Origin of the sequence: Pseudomonas sp. TKO26, assembly GCF_003225665.1 — a bacterium.
Classification (GTDB): Bacteria; Pseudomonadota; Gammaproteobacteria; order Pseudomonadales; family Pseudomonadaceae; genus Aquipseudomonas; species Aquipseudomonas saponiphila.
Genome location: NZ_QKLN01000001.1, coordinates 484,327 through 502,006 on the forward strand (window position 1 = coordinate 484,327; position 17,680 = coordinate 502,006).

General features: G+C 60.4%; 20 protein-coding genes and 1 tRNA gene. 17 read left to right on the forward strand and 4 right to left on the reverse strand.

The window, feature by feature from the left end; all coding sequences use genetic code 11:
* Positions 1-156: 156 nt before the first annotated feature.
* The 3 genes from queE to DNK59_RS02385 all read left to right on the forward strand — a co-directional run bounded on the left by queE (position 157) and on the right by DNK59_RS02385 (position 1,646).
* A complete protein-coding gene (gene queE, locus DNK59_RS02375) occupies positions 157-804 on the forward strand; it encodes a 7-carboxy-7-deazaguanine synthase QueE (protein WP_110722155.1) in 648 nt (215 codons plus the stop codon).
* Between the two features lies 1 nt (position 805).
* Positions 806-1,507 (forward strand): 7-cyano-7-deazaguanine synthase QueC, encoded by a 702-nt coding sequence (gene queC, locus DNK59_RS02380; RefSeq protein ID WP_110722156.1) that lies wholly within the window; start codon positions 806-808, stop codon positions 1,505-1,507.
* Between the two features lie 63 nt (positions 1,508-1,570).
* Positions 1,571-1,646: transfer RNA gene (locus tag DNK59_RS02385), tRNA-Lys, on the forward strand.
* 90 nt (positions 1,647-1,736) lie between these two features.
* Here the strand turns inward: DNK59_RS02385 and DNK59_RS02390 are convergent.
* Entirely contained in the window at positions 1,737-2,609 is an 873-nt protein-coding gene (locus DNK59_RS02390; protein WP_110722157.1) for a response regulator transcription factor, read from the reverse strand.
* A gap of 301 nt (positions 2,610-2,910) precedes the next feature.
* Between DNK59_RS02390 and DNK59_RS02395 the strand changes: the two genes are divergently transcribed.
* From DNK59_RS02395 to DNK59_RS02450, 12 genes are all read left to right on the forward strand, one after another.
* A complete protein-coding gene (locus DNK59_RS02395) occupies positions 2,911-3,102 on the forward strand; it encodes a Flp family type IVb pilin (protein ID WP_092311242.1) in 192 nt (63 codons plus the stop codon).
* A gap of 626 nt (positions 3,103-3,728) precedes the next feature.
* The gene (locus tag DNK59_RS02400) at positions 3,729-3,920 is read left to right on the forward strand and encodes a Flp family type IVb pilin (RefSeq protein ID WP_016967360.1); all 192 of its coding nucleotides are present in this window, start codon (positions 3,729-3,731) and stop codon (positions 3,918-3,920) included.
* A 29-nt stretch (positions 3,921-3,949) separates the two neighbouring features.
* Complete coding sequence (locus DNK59_RS02405; protein ID WP_092311245.1) at positions 3,950-4,468, forward strand: prepilin peptidase; 519 nt, start codon at positions 3,950-3,952, stop codon at positions 4,466-4,468.
* 14 nt (positions 4,469-4,482) lie between these two features.
* Positions 4,483-5,805, forward strand: a complete 1,323-nt coding sequence (locus DNK59_RS02410; protein ID WP_110722158.1) for an AAA family ATPase — start codon at positions 4,483-4,485, stop codon at positions 5,803-5,805.
* A gap of 12 nt (positions 5,806-5,817) precedes the next feature.
* Positions 5,818-6,624 (forward strand): Flp pilus assembly protein CpaB, encoded by an 807-nt coding sequence (gene cpaB, locus DNK59_RS02415; RefSeq protein ID WP_110722159.1) that lies wholly within the window; start codon positions 5,818-5,820, stop codon positions 6,622-6,624.
* Positions 6,625-6,671: 47 nt separating this feature from the next.
* Positions 6,672-8,003, forward strand: a complete 1,332-nt coding sequence (locus tag DNK59_RS02420; RefSeq protein WP_110722160.1) for a TadE/TadG family type IV pilus assembly protein — start codon at positions 6,672-6,674, stop codon at positions 8,001-8,003.
* A gap of 9 nt (positions 8,004-8,012) precedes the next feature.
* Entirely contained in the window at positions 8,013-8,483 is a 471-nt protein-coding gene (locus DNK59_RS02425; RefSeq protein WP_092311260.1) for a TadE/TadG family type IV pilus assembly protein, read from the forward strand.
* Entirely contained in the window at positions 8,483-8,986 is a 504-nt protein-coding gene (locus DNK59_RS02430) for a TadE/TadG family type IV pilus assembly protein (RefSeq protein WP_110722161.1), read from the forward strand. The genes DNK59_RS02425 and DNK59_RS02430 overlap by 1 nt, the downstream gene beginning before the upstream one ends.
* Positions 8,980-10,197 (forward strand): AAA family ATPase, encoded by a 1,218-nt coding sequence (locus DNK59_RS02435; RefSeq protein ID WP_110722162.1) that lies wholly within the window; start codon positions 8,980-8,982, stop codon positions 10,195-10,197. Before DNK59_RS02430 ends, DNK59_RS02435 begins: the two co-directional genes overlap by 7 nt.
* 3 nt (positions 10,198-10,200) lie before the next feature.
* Positions 10,201-11,640: a CpaF family protein gene (locus DNK59_RS02440; RefSeq protein ID WP_110722163.1), complete on the forward strand. Its 1,440-nt coding sequence runs from the start codon at positions 10,201-10,203 to the stop codon at positions 11,638-11,640.
* A complete protein-coding gene (locus tag DNK59_RS02445; RefSeq protein ID WP_110722164.1) occupies positions 11,637-12,623 on the forward strand; it encodes a type II secretion system F family protein in 987 nt (328 codons plus the stop codon). Before DNK59_RS02440 ends, DNK59_RS02445 begins: the two co-directional genes overlap by 4 nt.
* 27 nt (positions 12,624-12,650) lie before the next feature.
* Positions 12,651-13,613, forward strand: coding sequence for a type II secretion system F family protein (locus DNK59_RS02450; RefSeq protein WP_092311270.1), 963 nt, complete (start codon positions 12,651-12,653; stop codon positions 13,611-13,613).
* A 117-nt stretch (positions 13,614-13,730) separates the two neighbouring features.
* Here the strand turns inward: DNK59_RS02450 and DNK59_RS02455 are convergent, their stop codons facing one another.
* From DNK59_RS02455 to DNK59_RS02465, 3 genes are all read right to left on the reverse strand, one after another.
* Positions 13,731-13,988, reverse strand: coding sequence for a DUF3613 domain-containing protein (locus tag DNK59_RS02455; RefSeq protein WP_092311273.1), 258 nt, complete (start codon positions 13,986-13,988; stop codon positions 13,731-13,733).
* Between the two features lie 2 nt (positions 13,989-13,990).
* Positions 13,991-14,716 carry a lipopolysaccharide assembly protein LapB gene (locus DNK59_RS02460; protein WP_110722165.1) on the reverse strand — a complete coding sequence of 242 codons (726 nt, stop codon included), beginning with the start codon at positions 14,714-14,716 and terminating at the stop codon, positions 13,991-13,993.
* Between the two features lie 107 nt (positions 14,717-14,823).
* Positions 14,824-16,065: a type II and III secretion system protein family protein gene (locus DNK59_RS02465; RefSeq protein ID WP_110722166.1), complete on the reverse strand. Its 1,242-nt coding sequence runs from the start codon at positions 16,063-16,065 to the stop codon at positions 14,824-14,826.
* A 361-nt stretch (positions 16,066-16,426) separates the two neighbouring features.
* Here DNK59_RS02465 and DNK59_RS02470 point away from each other — a divergent pair, with 361 nt between their 5' ends.
* Positions 16,427-17,194 (forward strand): hypothetical protein, encoded by a 768-nt coding sequence (locus tag DNK59_RS02470; protein WP_092311282.1) that lies wholly within the window; start codon positions 16,427-16,429, stop codon positions 17,192-17,194.
* Between the two features lie 29 nt (positions 17,195-17,223).
* On the forward strand, positions 17,224-17,658 hold the full coding sequence (locus DNK59_RS02475; RefSeq protein WP_060844435.1) for a hypothetical protein: 435 nt from the start codon (positions 17,224-17,226) through the stop codon (positions 17,656-17,658).
* The last annotated feature ends 22 nt before the right edge of the window (positions 17,659-17,680 follow it).

Here is a 17,680-nt window from a genome sequence, read left to right on the forward strand (position 1 = left end):
CAACCGTTACAAGAAACCCGCGCTTGTCGCGGGTTTTTTCGTTAGAATTCACCCCCTTTTTTGAAACACGCTTCCTGGGATCTGCGCGATGGCGGGGTTCCTTGAAGTGCCTGACGGAGGCGGACAGCCTGTTTAGCTGTTACGCCCGTGGCGACTATGCAAGACACATTGAGAATCACCGAAGTTTTCTACTCGTTGCAGGGGGAAACTCGGACTGCCGGGCTGCCCACGGTTTTCGTGCGCCTGACCGGATGTCCGTTGCGTTGCCAATACTGCGACAGCGCCTACGCCTTCAGCGGCGGCACCCAGCGTACCCTCGACAGCCTGCTGGAGCAGGTTGCCGGTTTCCGTCCGCGTTATGTCTGTGTCACCGGCGGCGAGCCGTTGGCGCAACCTAATGCCATTCCCTTGCTCAAGCAGTTGTGCGATGCCGGCTATGAAGTCTCGCTGGAGACCAGTGGTGCGCTGGATATTTCCGAGGTGGATCAGCGCGTTAGCCGGGTCCTTGACCTCAAGACTCCGGGCTCCAAGGAAGCGCATCGCAATCGCTACGAGAACATCGAGCTGCTGACGGTCAACGACCAGGTCAAGTTTGTCATCTGTTCCCGTGAGGACTACGACTGGGCGGTGTCCAAACTGATCCAGTACGGCCTTGAGCGGCGTGCCGGCGAAGTATTGTTCTCGCCCAGCCACCATGATCTCAGCGCACGGGATCTAGCCGACTGGATCGTGGCTGACAACCTGCCGGTGCGACTGCAACTGCAGCTGCATAAATACCTTTGGAATGATGAGCCGGGGCGCTGAAATGACTGAGCAAGCACAGAACCAATCTTCGACCGAGAAACGTGCAGTGATCCTGCTCTCCGGTGGACTGGACTCGGCCACCGTAGTGGCCATGGCCCGCGCCGAAGGCTACCGCTGCTACACCATGAGCTTCGATTATGGCCAGCGCCATCGTGCTGAATTGCACGCTGCCGAGCGCGTGGCGCGGGACTTGGGCGTAGTGGAGCACAAGGTTATCGGCCTGAATCTCAATGGCATTGGCGGATCGGCCCTGACCGACAGCTCCATCGATGTGCCGGAAGCGCCCGGTGAGGGAATTCCGGTGACGTATGTGCCGGCGCGCAACACCGTGTTTCTGTCCCTGGCCCTGGGCTGGGCGGAAGTTCTGCAAGCGCGGGATATCTTCATCGGCGTCAATGCGGTGGATTACTCCGGTTATCCAGATTGCCGCCCCGAGTTCGTCGAAGCCTTCGAGCGTATGGCCAACCTGGCCACCAAGGCCGGCGTCGAAGGGCAGGGTTTCCGGATCCAGGCGCCCCTGCAGAACCTCAGCAAGGCTGAAATCATCAAGGCCGGTGTGGGGTTGGGAGTCGATTATGGCCTGACGGTTTCCTGCTATCAGGCGGATGACCATGGCCGTGCATGTGGCAAATGCGACAGCTGCCGCCTGCGTGCAGAAGGGTTCGACGCGGCCGGTGTCAGCGATCCAACGGCTTATTTTTGATTTTTTTCATTTAGGGTGTTGAATTCCCGTTAGAAATCAGTATTATACGCGCCACCACACAGCGGGTCGTTAGCTCAGTTGGTAGAGCAGTTGGCTTTTAACCAATTGGTCGTAGGTTCGAATCCCACACGACCCACCATATTCTGGCGGTTTAGAAAATCCGGAAGGCCCACGAAAGTGAGGATTTCCGGGTTTTTTTTTGCCTGCAATAAACCCGGGCGTGAAGGCATCAAAGCTCGATGCGCTCTGGAAGGCTATCGATGACCTGGGACAGTTGCTCGTTTTGCGGCTCGTCCTGTGGGGGCGTTGTACGGCGTGCCTGGCGGTATTCGCTGGGGGTGCAACCGGTGAACTGCTTGAAGGCCCGGGCGAAGTAGGAAGGGTCCTTGAAACCGACCTCATAGCCGATGCTGGTGACGGGCATCTGGCTGTTGTCCAGGAGCTCCTTGGCGCAATCCATGCGCTTGCTCAGTATGTAGTCCATGAAGCCCAGGCCATTCACTTCCTTGAACAGGCGGCTGAAGCGGAATGTCGTCATGCCGCAGCGCTTGGCCAGTTCCTTTTGATCGACGCTGTCGCGAAAGTGTTGGTCGATATACAGCAGCACGTTGCTCAGGGCCTGATGTTTCTGGTGTTCTGCGGTCAAGCGGATGCTGTCCGGCAAGGACGGTCCATGCTCGACCAGCAACGTCTTGTTGCTAGCGCCAGAGTGACGACGCAGCTCGCAGAGCTGCCTCAGGGCGTGCATGAAACGCTCGGTCTCCGGGCCGGTAAGGGGCAACACCATGTACTCCCAGACCCGCGAGCGCATCGCCCAGATGGCAAGCTCCTCTGAGTGCTGCACGGTGAACATGGCGATGGGAACGGAGGGAACCCTGCGTTTGATCTCCAGCAGCAGGTTGAGGCCCGGCATGTCGGGGCGGTCATAGTGCATGCAGATCATGTCTGGCGTTGGCAGCGTATCTATTGCGGAAACGTTGGCTCCCTTGGCCAGGTGACAGTCACAGGCAGAACGAAAATGCCCGATCAGCTCTTCAGCAGATCGGTTGCGAGTGAGATCAAACCATAGCAGGCATGGTTTCTTGATCGCCTCCGGTTTCATTGCCTTGTTCCTTTCAGCTATTACGCGACCTCTATCTGCGGGGATAGTGCTTTTTCACCACTTGACGATGACGGAGACGAGTCTCGGTGTATTGAAGATCAGATGTGTTCATAGTTGCTCCTTAGCCTTTCGATTCTGTGCCGGGTGGGTGCATGGGAATATTTGTTCTTATTCACCAGCGCAAAAAAGTCCTAGCTATCGACAATAAACTCCTAACCCTGCCGGTTGCCCCTGACTAGCATTCCTTCAAGCGGTGGATCATCTAACCGCTTGAAGTACAGTCCTTAAATGAGGTGGCAAGATGAATCTGAAATCGATCAAAACCTCGGTTGCGGCATTCATCAAGGATGAAGATGGCTTGACCATTGTGGAATATGCAGTGGCTGGCGGGCTGATAACCCTTGGGGCCGTTGCTGCGTTTGTAACCCTGGGCGGCAACGTCAGTACCGCCATTACCAGTCTGGGATGCGCAGTACAGGGCAAGACCTGTTGATCCAAGTGCTTGCGCTGGGGGCTCAGTCCTGTACTGGAGCGGTTCATTGCGTCTGTGCCACCAGCGTAGCGGGGCAGGACGCCGTGGAGCGTTCTCCGTCAGGCTGAGGTCCAGCATGTAGTAGGGATCAGTATGCATATGCGGTATGGCTGGCTCCTGGCTGTGATCCTGCTCGATCCCGAGTGACCGTACAGCGCTAGGCAAGCGCTGTTCGAGTCAGACCCGGCCCGCAGTTTTTCTTCCCTGTCCAGCAGTATCGCTGCTGTGCTGCCTGCCTGAAGATCTAATCCTGATATACAAAACCCAGCTTAGTTCGTTCTGGACCATGCGCCATTCGGTGACCGTGGGGCGAGCGCTGTTTTCGTTCGGTTGGGCTGTATCAGGATCAATTTCTCAATGACTGAGAATGCGTGGTCATGTTGTTTGTGAATTGTTCCCTACTCAAACTTTTACTGGCTGATCAGGCAGTTGGCGCTGGGTTTAGTTGTTTCGGTTTTAGTTGCAATAAAGTCCTAGCGATCAGCAAAAAACTCCTAACCCCCTCAATCTCCTCCTGACTAAGGTTTGTCCCAGGTAGTGCGAAAAGTACTGCTCTTGAAGTCAATCACTTGAGTGAGGCAAACAAAATGAAACTGCAATCGATCAAGACCTCGGTGCTGAAGTTCATCAAAGACGAAGACGGCCTGACCATCGTGGAATATGCAGTGGCCGGCGGGTTGATAACCCTGGGGGCTGTCGCCGCGTTCATCACTTTGGGCACCAACGTGAAAACAGCCATCACCAGCCTGGGCTGTGCCGTCCAAGGCAAGACCTGCTAGCCGCGCCAACTCCACAGAGGATCGCGGTCATGGACAAGGAGCCCTTTATTACTGTGGTGGTGCTGCTGGGGCTGTTGAGTGTGGCGGTGGTGGGCGATCTGCGCCGCCACCGCATTCCTAACGTGCTGATCTTGCTTGGAGTATGCCTTGGGCTGGTTGGCCAGGCTTACACCGCAGGTTTAACCGGGTTGGGAAACGGATTGCTGGGCATGTTGATCGGCTTCGCGGTGTTTCTCCCGATGTATGTCTTTGGGGGGATGGCTGCCGGAGACGTCAAGCTGATGGCCATGGTCGGCACTTTTCTGACTCCGCATGGTGCCTTGTGGGCTGCGTTTCTCAGCCTGATTGCCGGTGGCTTGTGTGGCGTGTTGATAGTGCTGGTACGTGGTCAGGCCCAACAGACCGTGGGGCGTTACTGGCTGATGCTCAGAGCCAGGGCTTACTTCGCGCCTGCAGCCGATGAAGTGGCAGGCAAGCCATTTCCTTACTCGATTGCAGTGTTGCTCGGCACGTTGATCAGCATCTTCTGGTTGCCATTCAGTCACTAGTTCAGGAGAGCACTATGTACGCCATGAGTAATAGCCGTGTGTCCTCCTCTGAACGAGAAGCGGTGCAGCGGCTGGCCCCACAGCCATGCACGATTCTTGAAACCGGACTGGCGGACAACTTTCTCGGCGATCTGGTGTGCAAACATCTTTACGACGCTGGTGTTCTGGACATGTCGCGACTGGTGGAACGCCTGGCGCTGACCGGAGCTGTACTGGAAGAGGTGCTTACCTTCCTGCGCAAGGACCGCCGTGTCGAGATACTCGGCCAGGCTCCTGGCCAGACATTGCGCTACGGGTTGACGGAGCGTGGTCGTGCTGCCGCTCGCGATGCCCTGGCGCGCAGCGGCTACATTGGCGCCGCACCGTTTCCGGTGAGTGCCTATCGCTCCCTGCTCAAGGTCCAGACCATTCACCATGGCCGGATCAGCGCCCATGACATGCATCGCTCCTTCGGCGCGATGGTGCTGGCTCAGGACATGCTCGACCAACTGGGTGTTGCCCTGAACTCCGGGCGCGCCATCATGATTTACGGGCCCGCGGGCACCGGCAAGACCTATGTCAGCAGCCGACTGATCCGGCTGTTTTCCGAATCCATCTGGGTACCGCACGCCATTGCGATCAATGAGGCGGTGATCGAGATCTTCGATCCCCAGGTGCATCGGCGCCTGGATGACGATCAACAGCAGAACAACCTGTTGCTCAATGAAGGGATCGACCGCCGGCTGTTGCACTGCGAGCGCCCGCTGATCATCACGGGCGGCGAGTTGACCATGGAGCAGCTGGACGTTCGCTATGACCCCTTCACCCGCCAGTACCAGGCACCCTTGCAGCTCAAGGCCAGCAACGGCTTGTTCATCATTGACGACATGGGGCGCCAGCGCATGGCCCCGGCAGAATTGTTGAACCGCTGGATCGTGCCCATGGAAGAGAAACGCGACTTTCTCAATCTTGGCGGTGGGCGGCATTGTGAATTGCCCTTCGACCTGATCCTGGTGTTCTCCACCAACATCAATCCCCTGGAGCTGGCGGACGAAGCGTTTCTGCGGCGCATCGGCTACAAGCTGCAGTTCGGTTATCTGAAGCCCGAAGAGTACCGGCGCATCTGGATTCAAGAGACCGAGCGGCTGGGCGTGCCTTACGACCCCCAGGTGCTTGCCTACGTGCTTCAGGAACTCTATAGCGCAGAAAACATGCCTTTGGTGCCTTGCCACCCTCGCGATCTGTTGAACATGGCACTCGACCGTCAGCGCTATCTGGGCGGTTCTGGCCCGCTGTCGACCCGGGAGCTGGAGTGGGCGTGGCGCAACTACTTCGTCCAGCTCGACTTTCTTGGATAAGGAGACACTCCCATGAGCTCTCGCACATTCACCCTCATTGCCTTGTCCCTGATCCTGGGCTTGGGCGCGGCATGGATGGCCAACAACTGGCTCAATGCACGGCTCAATGTCGGTCCCGACGACAACCAGCGCAACGTGGTGGTGGCCACTGTCGAGATTGCCTTCGGGCAGATGGTAGAAGCCCAGCAGGTGGGCGTGGTGCGCATGCCCAAGGATGCGGTTCCGGACGATGCCTTTGACTCCACCGACAAGGTGGTGGGCAAGATCGCCACGTTCTCCATGCTGCGCGGCGACATCATGCGCGCTGCGCGCCTGGCCGAGCACCTGGGGGGCAGCACCCTGGCATCGCTGATCGAGCCGGACAAACGCGCGATATCGGTCCGGGTGGACGATGTGGTCGGCGTCGGCGGGTTCCTGCTCCCGGGCAATCGGGTCGATGTCCTGGCCACTCGCCAGACTGGCAACGATGGCAATGCCGAATCCAAGACCATCCTCGAGGACCTGCGGGTACTGGCCGTGGACCAGACAGCCAGTACCGACAAGACCCAGCCGGTGGTCGTGCGTGCAGTGACCCTGGAGATGACGCCGGTTCAGGCAGAAGTGCTGGTCAAGGGCATGACGGCAGGCAAGCTGCAACTGGCCCTGCGCAATCCGCTGGATAACAACAAGCGGCCTCTGCCCGTCGAGCCGGTGGCCATGGTTCAGGAAGCGCCGGCCCCCGTAGTGAGCAAGCCGCTCGTGCACCGCCGCGCGACTCCTGAGGCTGCCGGAATCACGGTAATCCGCGGTGTCGAGGTCAATGTCATCAAGGCTCTGTAAGCGGTTCGGGCTGGACAGGGACAGAGCGAGAAGGGGAGGGCTTGAAGATGAAATCGTGCATACGGCCGCCGCTCACCGCGTTTCCGTCCCGTCAGCGCGGGGCGATGATCATCCTGGTGGTGATCGCCATGGCCTCGCTCCTGTTGATGGGCGCCCTGGCCCTGGATGGCAGCCATATGCTGCTGAACAAGACACGGCTGCAAAATGCCGTGGACGCGGCGGCATTGAGTGGCGCCAAGACCCTGAGCATGGTGCCGGGCGTGACTGGTGCCGCAAGCCTGACCCAGACCGCCGCGTTGGCCACCTTGACCCTCAATGCCAATGCTTCCGGCAACCAGGAGCTGGCCAAGGCCATTGGCGGTAACGCCTCGGGGTTCGCCAAGGTCGAACTGGCCTCCAGCGTGTATGGACCTTTCTCTTTCCCCGGGCCGGCCAATGCCAGCTATGTCCGGGTCACGGTAGCCAACTATCCCTTGAGCAGCTTTTTCTGGGGCGTGTTCCAGGCCTTGGGCAATGGCGGCAACAAGTCGGTGGCGGCCGTGGCTACTGCGGGCCCGAGCCCGACCAGCCCGTGCGACCTGACGCCGTTGATGGTGTGCGGCGACCCCAGCAAGAACAACCCGGCCACCGGCATGTTCTGGGGCTACAAGTTCGGCGATCTGCAGGTACTGAAAACCGCGGCCAACAACAACTCGGCAATCGGCCCGGGGAATTTTCAACTGCTGGACTTCGGCTCTGGCGGCAATACGGTCAGGCAGGCGCTGGCGGGCGGAATCAATCAGTGCAACAGCGTGGGTTCCACCGTCCTGACCAAGCCGGGCAACACCGTGGGGCCATCCGCCCAGGGGCTCAATACCCGCTTCAACCAGTACAGCGGTGGCCTCAGCGCGTCGGATTATCCACCGGACCTGGTGACTACCGTCAACGCCAAGTCGCTGACTTACACCGGCTCTCCGGCGCAGATCCAGTACAACGGGCAAGCGGTCACTTCGAGCAACGGCAATCTGTCCACGCCCAGTGGTGCCTTGTATGGCTACAACAACTGGGTTCAGGCCTCGGCAGGCTGTGTCGCCGGCACCGGCGGTGGTTGCCAGAGCAACGGCGTGTTCGAGCGGCGGATCCTGAAGATCGTGATCGGCGACTGCTCGGGCAAGAACGACGGCGCCTCGTCAATTCCGGTGCTCGGTTTCGGTTGCTACTTCGTGCTGCAGCCCGAGGCGCAACAGGGCAATTCGGCGCAGATCTTCGGTCAGTTCGTCAGTCAATGCGAAGGCGACAACGTGCCGGGCCCCAACCCGGCGAACACTTCCGGGCCGCAGATCATCCAGTTGTACAAGACCTACATCGACAACAACCAGACGCCGAGTACCGACTCGTAGGAGGGAGTGATGAGACGCAGTGGATACAGACTGCCGACCGCCCAGAGCGGCATGGCGATGGTGGAGCTGGCAATTACCCTGCCGCTGCTGGCGTTGCTGATGCTGACCTTCGGTGAATTCGGGCGCATGTTGTTCCAGTACAACAGCCTGATGCAGGCCAGCCGTGACGCCGGGCGCTTTGCCGCCGCCCAGGCCTGGAACGGCACCCTTGGCACGGTCAGCCTGAGTTCTTCGCTGATCTCCCAGACCCAGAATGTTGCGGTTTACGGCGTCCCCGCCAATCCCAATGGCTACCCCCCCGTGGTTTCCGGCCTGACGACCGGCAATGTGCAGGTCAGCACGGTCGGGACCGACCATGTCCAGGTCAGCATCAACTACACCTTCGTGCCGGTGATCGGCAGCGCGCTGCCTGCTCTCTATGGCAGCAGCGTGCCGCTGGGCCTGGCGTTGACCTCGACTATCGTGATGAGGGCCTTGTGATGAACGTCCGGCACATGCGTGGGGTGTATATCGTCGAATTTGCCATTGCCAGCCTGGTGCTGTTCACCCTGCTGTTCGGTGCCCTGGAAGTCGGCCGGCTGTATTTCACCGTCAACACCCTGAATGAAACGGTGCGCCGCGGCGCTCGCCTGGCGGCGGTGTGCGACATCCAGGACCCGGTCATTCTGCGGCGGGCGATGTTCAACTCGGCGACCAATACCGGCGCCAGCAGCCTGATCGCCAGCCTCACCAGCGCCAATCTGAAACTGGTCTACCTGGATGCAAACGGCGCGGTGGTCGCCAACCCCAACGACCTCACCAGCAGCACCGGTTTTATCGCCATCCGCTATGTCCGGCTGGAGGTGTCGAATTTCAGTTTCAACCTGCTGATCCCCGGGTTTGGCGGGGCGTTCATTTTGCCGATGTTCAAGTCCACCGTGCCGCGCGAAAGCCTGGGTCGACAGCCTGATGCGACGGTCAATCCGGAGATCACACCATGCTAAGTACCCGAGCAGCCCCCGCCACCCCTGCGGCTGACAGATCCGGCATGCGCCTGCTGATCAGTGGGCGAGATGCGCCGGCCTTGAGTCATCTGAAAGCCCTGAGCTCGAAGCTGCCCGGCCTGCAGGTCAGTACGCGCCTGGTGAGCAACGGTCATACCGATCCGTTGTATGGGTTGGAGCAGATGCCGGACTTCCTGTTGTTGAGGGTCAGCCACCTGTGGCGCGAGGAGCTGGCGGCGCTGTTGCTGCATCCGGTGAAGGAGCGTCCGCCACTTCTGGTCTGTGGCCCGCTGGACGAGCGTGAAGGCATGCGCCTGGCGATGCAGGCCGGTGCCCGTGACTTTCTGCCGGAGCCGGTCGCCGCCGAGGAGTTGCAGGCGGCGCTGGGCCGCATGGTGATGGAGGCCCATGCGGAACAGGGGGCAGGGGGCAAGTTGATTGCGGTGATGAATGCCAAGGGCGGATCGGGTGCTTCCATGCTGGCCTGCAATCTGGCCCATCAGCTCAGCGAGCGGGGTGGCCGAACCCTGCTGCTGGACCTGGACCTGCAGTTTGGCAGCGTGACCCACTGTTTTGACGTCATGCCGACCCACAGTCATGTGGAGGTGCTGCAACAGGTCGAGAGCCTGGATGGTATTGCCTTGCGCGGCTATTGCAGCCATTTCAGCCCCACCCTGCATGTACTGGGGGGGCGTACCGGGGAACTGTTCCTGGCTCAGGACATCCGCATTGAACAGCTCGAAGGTTTGTTGCGCCTGGCGCGCAGCACCTATGACTGGGTGGTGGTGGATCTGCCGAGGCAGATCGACCATCTCACCGGCATCACCCTGGAGCATGCCGATCACGTCTTCATCGTGCTGCAGCAGAGTCTCAGCCACCTGAAGGACGGCACCCACCTGCTGCGCATTCTGCGCGACGACCTGGGGGTGCAGAACAACCGTCTGCAGGTGGTGGTCAATCGCTACGACAAGTCCTCGGCCGTCAGCCTCAAGGACATTGGCGAGGCATTGCGCTGCACCGATCTGCACAAACTGCCCAACGACTATGCGGTGGTGGGCGAGAGCCAGAACACCGGCGTGCCGCTGGAGCTGCACGCGCCGCGTGCCGGCATCAGCGCGGCCCTGCGCGATTTGAGTCAGCGCCTGATCGGTATCCAGGCCGAGGAGCAGGGTCTGCTCAAACGTACTTTCAGCCGTCTGTTCGGAGGGTAAGCCATGCTCAGCGACTTTCGAAATCGCCTGCGTCAGCAATCCAGCAAGCCAGCCCCGGCAGATGGGCCTGCCGCAGCCATCAGCAGCGAGGACTGTGTCAGCGTGCTCATGGCCTGGGAAGCCAGCGTGCCCGATGTGCTCTACGAGACTCGGACCAAACTCAGTTCGATGGAGACCGAGTGGCGGGAGAAGATCTACCAGCAGTTGCTCAAGGTCATGGACCTGTCCTTGCTGGATACGCTGGAGCCGGCCGACGCCGGGCGGCAGATCCGCGAGCTCAGCCTGCGGCTGCTCGACGAGCACTCGGCGCCGGTCAGTGCCAGCAGCCGTCAGCTGATCATCAAGCAGATCACCGATGAGGTGCTGGGGCTTGGGCCATTGGAGCCGCTGCTGGCCGACCATACGGTGTCCGATATCCTGGTCAACGGCCATGCCTCGGTGTACGTGGAGCGCTTCGGCAAGTTGCAGAGGACCGATGTGCGCTTTCGTGACGATCATCATCTGCTGAACATCATCGATCGCATCGTTTCCAGCCTGGGGCGGCGCATTGATGAGTCTTCGCCCCTGGTGGACGCGCGCCTGAAGGACGGTTCGCGGGTCAACGCGATCATTCCGCCGCTGGCCATCGACGGGCCGAGCATGTCGATCCGCCGCTTTGCCGTGGACCTGCTCAATACCGAGAGCCTGGTGCAGATGGGCACCCTGACGCCGGCCATCGCGCTGATGCTCAAGGCCATCGTCCGTGGTCGGCTCAATGTGCTGATTTCCGGCGGGACCGGCAGTGGCAAGACCACCATGCTCAATGTGCTGTCCAGCTTCATCCCGCATAACGAGCGGATTGTCACCATCGAGGACTCGGCCGAGCTGCAGTTGCAGCAACCCCATGTGGTGCGCCTGGAAACCCGCCCATCGAACATTGAAGGCCGTGGTGAGGTGAGCCAGCGGGAACTGGTGCGCAACAGCCTGCGGATGCGCCCGGACCGCATCGTGATCGGTGAGGTACGGGGTGCCGAAGCGCTGGACATGTTGACCGCGATGAACACCGGACACGATGGGTCGCTGACCACCATTCACGCCAACACCGCGCGTGATGCCCTGGGGCGGATCGAGAACATGGTTTCGATGACGGGGGCGACGTTCCCGATCAAGGCCATGCGCCAGCAGATCGCCTCGGCCATTGGTGTGGTGATCCAGTTGGAGCGCCAGGAAGACGGTACGCGGCGCCTGGTCAGCGTGCAGGAGATCAATGGCATGGAGGGTGAAATCATCACCATGACCGAGATCTTCAGCTTTGTGCGCAGTGGCATCGGTGAGAAGGGCGAGGTTGTCGGCGAGTTCCGTCCCACCGGAATGGTGCCGGCGTTTCGCAACGTGCTGGCCAAGCGTGGCATTGAATTGCCGCTGAGCCTGTTCCGGCCGGAATGGATGGAGGACCAGCCATGAGTCAGATCCCCAGCGAATTTATCCTAGCGTTTCTCGGCATGGTGTTTACCGCCATGTTTCTTCTCAGCCAGGGCTTGGTCATACCGGTGTTCGGTGAGGCGAGCAAGGTGCGCAAGCGTATTCGCGGCCGGCTCAATCTGCTGGAGCGCGCGAGCAACCTGCCGAACATGCAGTCGATACTGCGGCAGAAATACTTGCGTCGCCTGTCACCGCTGGAGGCTCGCCTGGAGCAACTGCCCGCAATGGAAAGCCTGGCACAGATGATCGAGCAGTCCGGTCACGAGTACCGTGCCTATCGGGTGCTGTTGCTCGGTGTGGTGCTGGGGAGTGCCGTGGGTTTGCTGTTGTGGGTGCTTCTGCAAATCTGGTGGGTGGCGCTGCCGGTGGCGATGGCGGTGTTCTGGTTGCCGGTGCTGAAGATCTCCCGCGACCGCAGCAAGCGTTTTGCCGAATTCGAAGAAGGCTTGCCGGATGCGCTGGATGCCGTGTGCCGGGCGCTGCGCGCCGGACACCCGTTCAATGAAACCCTGCAACTGGTCGCCGATGAGCACAAGGGCCCGGTCGCGCATGAATTCGGCCTGACGTTTTCCGACATCAACTACGGCAATGACGTGCGCCGGGCGATGCTTGGCCTGCTGGAGCGCATGCCGAGCATGACGGTGATGATGCTGGTGACCACTGTGCTGATCCACCGTGAAACGGGGGGCAATCTGACGGAAGTGCTGGAGCGCCTGAGCAGCCTGATCCGCGGGCGCTTTCGCTTTCAGCGCAAGGTCCGGACGCTCTCGGCCGAAGGGCGCATGTCGGGCTGGATACTGGTGTCGATGCCCTTCGTACTGGCGGCGGCGATCGTCTTCTCGAGCCCGACTTATCTGCCTTTGCTGTTCCAGGAGCCACTGGGCCAGAAGCTGGTCATCGGGGCGTTCGTCGCGATGCTGATCGGCATTTTCTGGATACGCAAAATCATCCGGATTCAGGTTTGAACATCGGCGTTCGCAGGGGGTGAGGTCATGGATTATCTATTGAGTCTGATCAATCGCGTGGTGGGCAACGAAGCACTCGCGCGCCTGCTGTTCTCCGCGGCCATCGGCCTGAGCGTGGTGTTCGCGGTGGCGACCCTGGTGCTGCTGGTGATGGGGCTGCAAGACCCGGTGCAGCGTCGCCTGTTGCTGATCAAGCGTGGCCATGGCGCGGTGACCCGGGAGGCACCGAGCAACCTGCAGTTGATGCTTGAACAGGTCGGCCAGCGTTTTGTAGCGCAAGAGCAGGACCAGGTCTCCGCGACCCGGACCCTGCTGATACACGCCGGGTATCGCTCGCCTGCGGCGGTGCAGATGTACTGGGCCCTGCGCTTGCTGTCGCCGTTGCTCATGCTGGGCCTGGTGGTCCTGGTGCTGCCGCTGATTCCGAAGCTGTCGCTGCTCCTGGGGATCTTCCTGCTGGTTCTGGCGGCCGGTATCGGCTGGTTGGCTCCGGCGATCTATGTCAGTGCGCGGCGGCAGGCGCGCACGACCCGCTTGCTGGTGGCCTTTCCGGATGCGCTTGATTTGATGGTGGTCTGTGTCGAGTCCGGCCTGGCCTTGCCCCAGGCCATCGAGCGGGTGTCCGAGGAAATGGCCGTCAGCCAACCGGATCTGGCCCTGGAGCTGGCGCTGGTCAACTCTGAAATCCGTGCCGGTATTCCCAGCACCGAAGCCCTCAAGCGCCTGGCGGATCGGACCGGGCTGGAGGACATTCGGGGCCTGGTGAGCCTGCTGGCGCAGAGCATCCGCTTTGGTACGAGCGTGGGGACTACCTTGCGGATCTATGCCGAGGAGTTTCGTGACCGGCGTACTCAGCTGGCGGAGGAAAAGGCTGCAAAAGTCGGGACCAAGTTGATCTTTCCACTGATTTTCTGCCTGTGGCCGAGCTTTTTCCTGGTGGCCATAGGTCCGGCAATCATTGGCGTATTCAAGGTCTTCGGGAAGTTATGAAGGACGCGAGGCACGGTAGATGCCTGCCAGCCTGCTCCATCAGCGGATGGGGCAGGTGCAGGAGGTCGGGTCGAACGATGGCCGCCGAGCTTGAGGCACGTCGCTGACAGTAACGGTTTATTTCCCCTTGCCCGAGTATTCCTTGTAGTACTCGGGGATCGCGTGTTTGTAGCTCTCCATCCAGCGCTGCAGGCTCAACTCCCGCTCACCGGGGGTCGCCGGTTGCGGGGTGTTCGACGCCACCTGATTGCGGTTCTGCAATTGCAACCAGGTTTCGGTTATGTGCTGCTGTGGGGAGGATGGACCGGGTTGAATGGCCTGAGCCGCGAGGGGAAGCAGCAAGAGGCCCAGGCAACTGAGCATGTTGTGTTTCATCACTACCTCTGCGTTGTCGAGGGGGTGGCTTCGGGTTGCGCCGGATCACCGGCGGTCGCTACCCGATCAGTGGGCGCCGTGGTCCTGAGTTTTTCTGCGCGGGCCTTGGCTTCGGTGACTTGCCCCGGACTCAGGCCGACACGGCTGACCACTTCCGAGGCTTGTTTCCAGTTCCCTTGATAGATCAGCAAGGTCACCAGATTCAGGGCCGCCAATTGATCCGACTGCTTGAGCTCCATGGCGGTGATGAACTCGAAACGGGCTTCTTTCAGGCGTCGCTGATTGAGGTAGACCACGCCCAGGTCGTTGCGGATCTTCTCGTCGGTGGGAGAAAGCCGGGCTGCGCGTTGCAGGTACACCAGCGCCTGTTCGTTATCGCCGCGCCCCGCAGCCAGTTGTCCCAGGCCATGTTCGCCTTCTGCGGCCAGGCAACCACTGAGCAGGCTGCGGTACAGCGGGTCGGCTTCGCGTTGTCCCAGCAGGCGGTAGATCTTGGCTTTGCGCAGGCGCACTGCCGGAAGGTCATCGGGCAGGCGTTGCAGGTTGGCCAGGCCAGCATGCAGTTTGCCGCCGTTGATCATTTCGTCTGCCAGGCTGAGTGACAATTCCTGGTCGGAGTTGATCTTGGCGCATTCTGGCGGAGCGCTCAGCGACGACCAGGATGCGCCTCCAGATGAGGCGCAGCCACTGAGCATCGCCAGCCCTATCGCCACTATCATGGTTTTCATTTTCCGCTCCCGAAAAGCGCTCGATGCTCGGGTCATGACCTCCAGGCACGGCCTGCCGAGCCCCGGACTGCTCAACTTCATCACCTGGGAGGAGGCAAGGTGCTGGTTCATTGCGATAGTCCACTGCGCCGATCAAAGTCGCCGTCTTCCAGGAAGTACATGCGGAACCAGTTCGGATCGTAGTTGCGCAACGGCTCGCCCGGTAGCGAAGGCAACTGGGCATTGGCGGCCAGTGGTTGCACCAGATGGGGGGTAACCACCATCAGCAGTTCCTTCTCTTCACGATTGATCGTGGAGTTGCGAAAGAACGCGCCGATGATGGGAATGTTGCCCAGGCCCGGCAGCTTGTTCACGCTGGAGCTGTTGTTGGTGCTGATCAGGCCGCTGATCACGAAGCTCTCGCCGTCAGCCAGGGAAATGCTGGTGTCGGTTCGCCGCACGATCAGTGCCGGTACTCGGGTGCTGGAGATGATCACGCCGTTGTTGTAATCGAGTTCGCTGACTTCCGGCGCCACTTTCAGGGTGATGCGGTTGCTGCTGATGACCGTGGGGGTCAGGGTCAGGCGGATACCGAATTCCTTGTACTCGATGGAAATGTTGTCGCTGCCCGAACTTGGCACTGGGATCGGCACCTCGCCACCAGCGAGGAAACTCGCACTCTGCCCGCTCAGGGCCACCAGGCTGGGGCGAGCCAGGGTATAGGCGAAGCCGCTGCCTTCAAGTGCGTTGATGACCCCCAGCACATTGCCGCCACCGAAGCCGATATTGAAGCTGCCATTATTCAGCGGGATGCGGGGGGCCAGGTTGCCGACCTGCCCGGGCGTCACTGTGACGCCGGGAACCGATCCGGGCGAGCCAAACAGAAAATTGCCGCTCTTGCCGAAGATCGAGGTGCTGGCTTCCTTCAGTTTGGTACGACTGACTTCGACAAAGCGGATGTCGGTCTGCACCTGGCTGGGCAGCAAGGGGCTTTCAGAGGGGGGGAGCTGCGAGCCCAGCAGCGACTGGGCGGCTTTGCCCTGGACGAAGATCATGCTTTGCCGTGGCGCACTGGAACAGGCGCTCCAGACCATCAGGCTGGTGGCACCGGGTGCAATGCCGGTCAGCAGGTAGGAGTCATTGCCGTTGAGGTGTACGTCGACGATTTTCGGATCACCCACCGCCAGCCGGGTGATGGCCACGGGAGAGCGTATGGCTGTCTGCATGCCCTCGCTGACTTCAAGCACTGCCGGTAGTGGTTCCAGCCCAGCACAATTGCTCGCTGCCGCCAGGGTCACTCCTGTGGGTAAAGCCGCGAAAATGAGTGTCCATGTCACTCGCCTGAGCATCTGCAAGCAATCACTGTTCATTTACTGCTTCCTTGATTGGCTGGGAGGGTCAGCCGGGACAGTCGGGCGCCACGAATCATTCGTCAGAGCACTCTGAAATAGGCTTTTCCTTGCTGATCCCAGATAACTGTTTCGTTATCTGACGTTAGCGTAGAAAGTTCAAAATGCTATTAATTGTAAAAAAAAACTCTCTATGTACTGAGCGCCCACCGAGCCGCGCAAGCATTGGCTTTGCTACAGCCCGCGAAACGCTTGGAAAGGCCGGCGGATGGGCATTTCCCGAGGCATGGCCGACGCGTCAATCCCCGCTCAGTTTCAGCTAAGTTTTCCTTCGTAACCTCTGTCCCGCGCCAATTCAGGCGCAGTTAGGAAGAGGTGCTAGATGAAGCCATTGATCCAGGCCAATTGGCTGAACAAGGTGCCCGAAGTGACGCTGTCCTTCTGGGTGATCAAGATCATGTCCACCACGGTCGGGGAAACCTGTGCCGATTATCTGGCTGTTGATGCCGGCCTGGGGCAGGGGGTGACCAGCATCGGCATGGCGCTGTTACTGGCGCTGGCATTGTTCACGCAGTTGCGTACCCGGGCCTACACGCCGTGGGTCTACTGGTTGAGCGTGGTGCTGGTGAGCATTGTCGGCACCCAGGTCACCGATGTGCTGACCGACCAGTTGGGCGTCAGTCTTTATCTCAGCACGGCATTGTTCGCACTGTTGTTGGCGACCAACCTGGCTGTCTGGTACGGCGTTGAGCGCAGTCTTTCGATCCGGCAGATCGTGACTCCTCGGCGCGAATTGTTCTACTGGGCGACGGTGTTGTGCACCTTTGCCCTGGGGACCGCCGCCGGTGATCTGGCCACCGAGGCGCTGGGATTGGGGTTCACCCTGGGGGTGGTGATCTTTGCCGCACTGATCGGCGTGACCTTTGCCGCCTGGCGATTGGGGGGCAATGCGGTACTGACTTTCTGGATCGCCTACATCCTTACGCGCCCTTTCGGCGCCTCCTTGGGCGACCTTCTGACTCAGGCCAAGACATACGGCGGCCTTGGTCTGGGGGCGACCTGGACCAGCGGAATCTTCCTTTGCGTGATTTTCCTGCTGGTGACTGTTGCGCAGATCGGCGTGGCTGATCGCCAGCGTGTTACCGAGTGATTCGCTCATTTTCAATCAAGGAATCAATGATGGCTCTTTTCCATTCTGCTACTCGTAAGCTCGTGATCCTCTCCGCTATCGTCCTGCTGGGGAGCGCCGCCGGATGCTCCAAGACCGGTGATGAACAGAAGTCCTCAGCGCCAGCTCAGGTTGTGGCCGGCCAGGGCACGGTATCGAAGCTGGGGGATCTGTCGGCATTCCAAGGCATCAGCGCCGAGGTGGCGACCTTGGTGGACAAGAACGATCTGAGCGCAGCCAAGAGCCGGATCAAGGATCTGGAGCTCTCCTGGGATAGTGCCGAAGCGGGATTGAAGCCCCGTGCCGCCGCTGACTGGCACGTGCTGGACAAGGCGATCGATCGCGCACTCGACGCGTTGCGTGCCGGCAGTCCACGGCAGGCCGACTGCAAACTGGCCATGGATGAGCTGCTCAAGACGTTCAACTCATTGCAGGGCAAGCAATGAAGCCATCTGCCGCGAGGTCGGG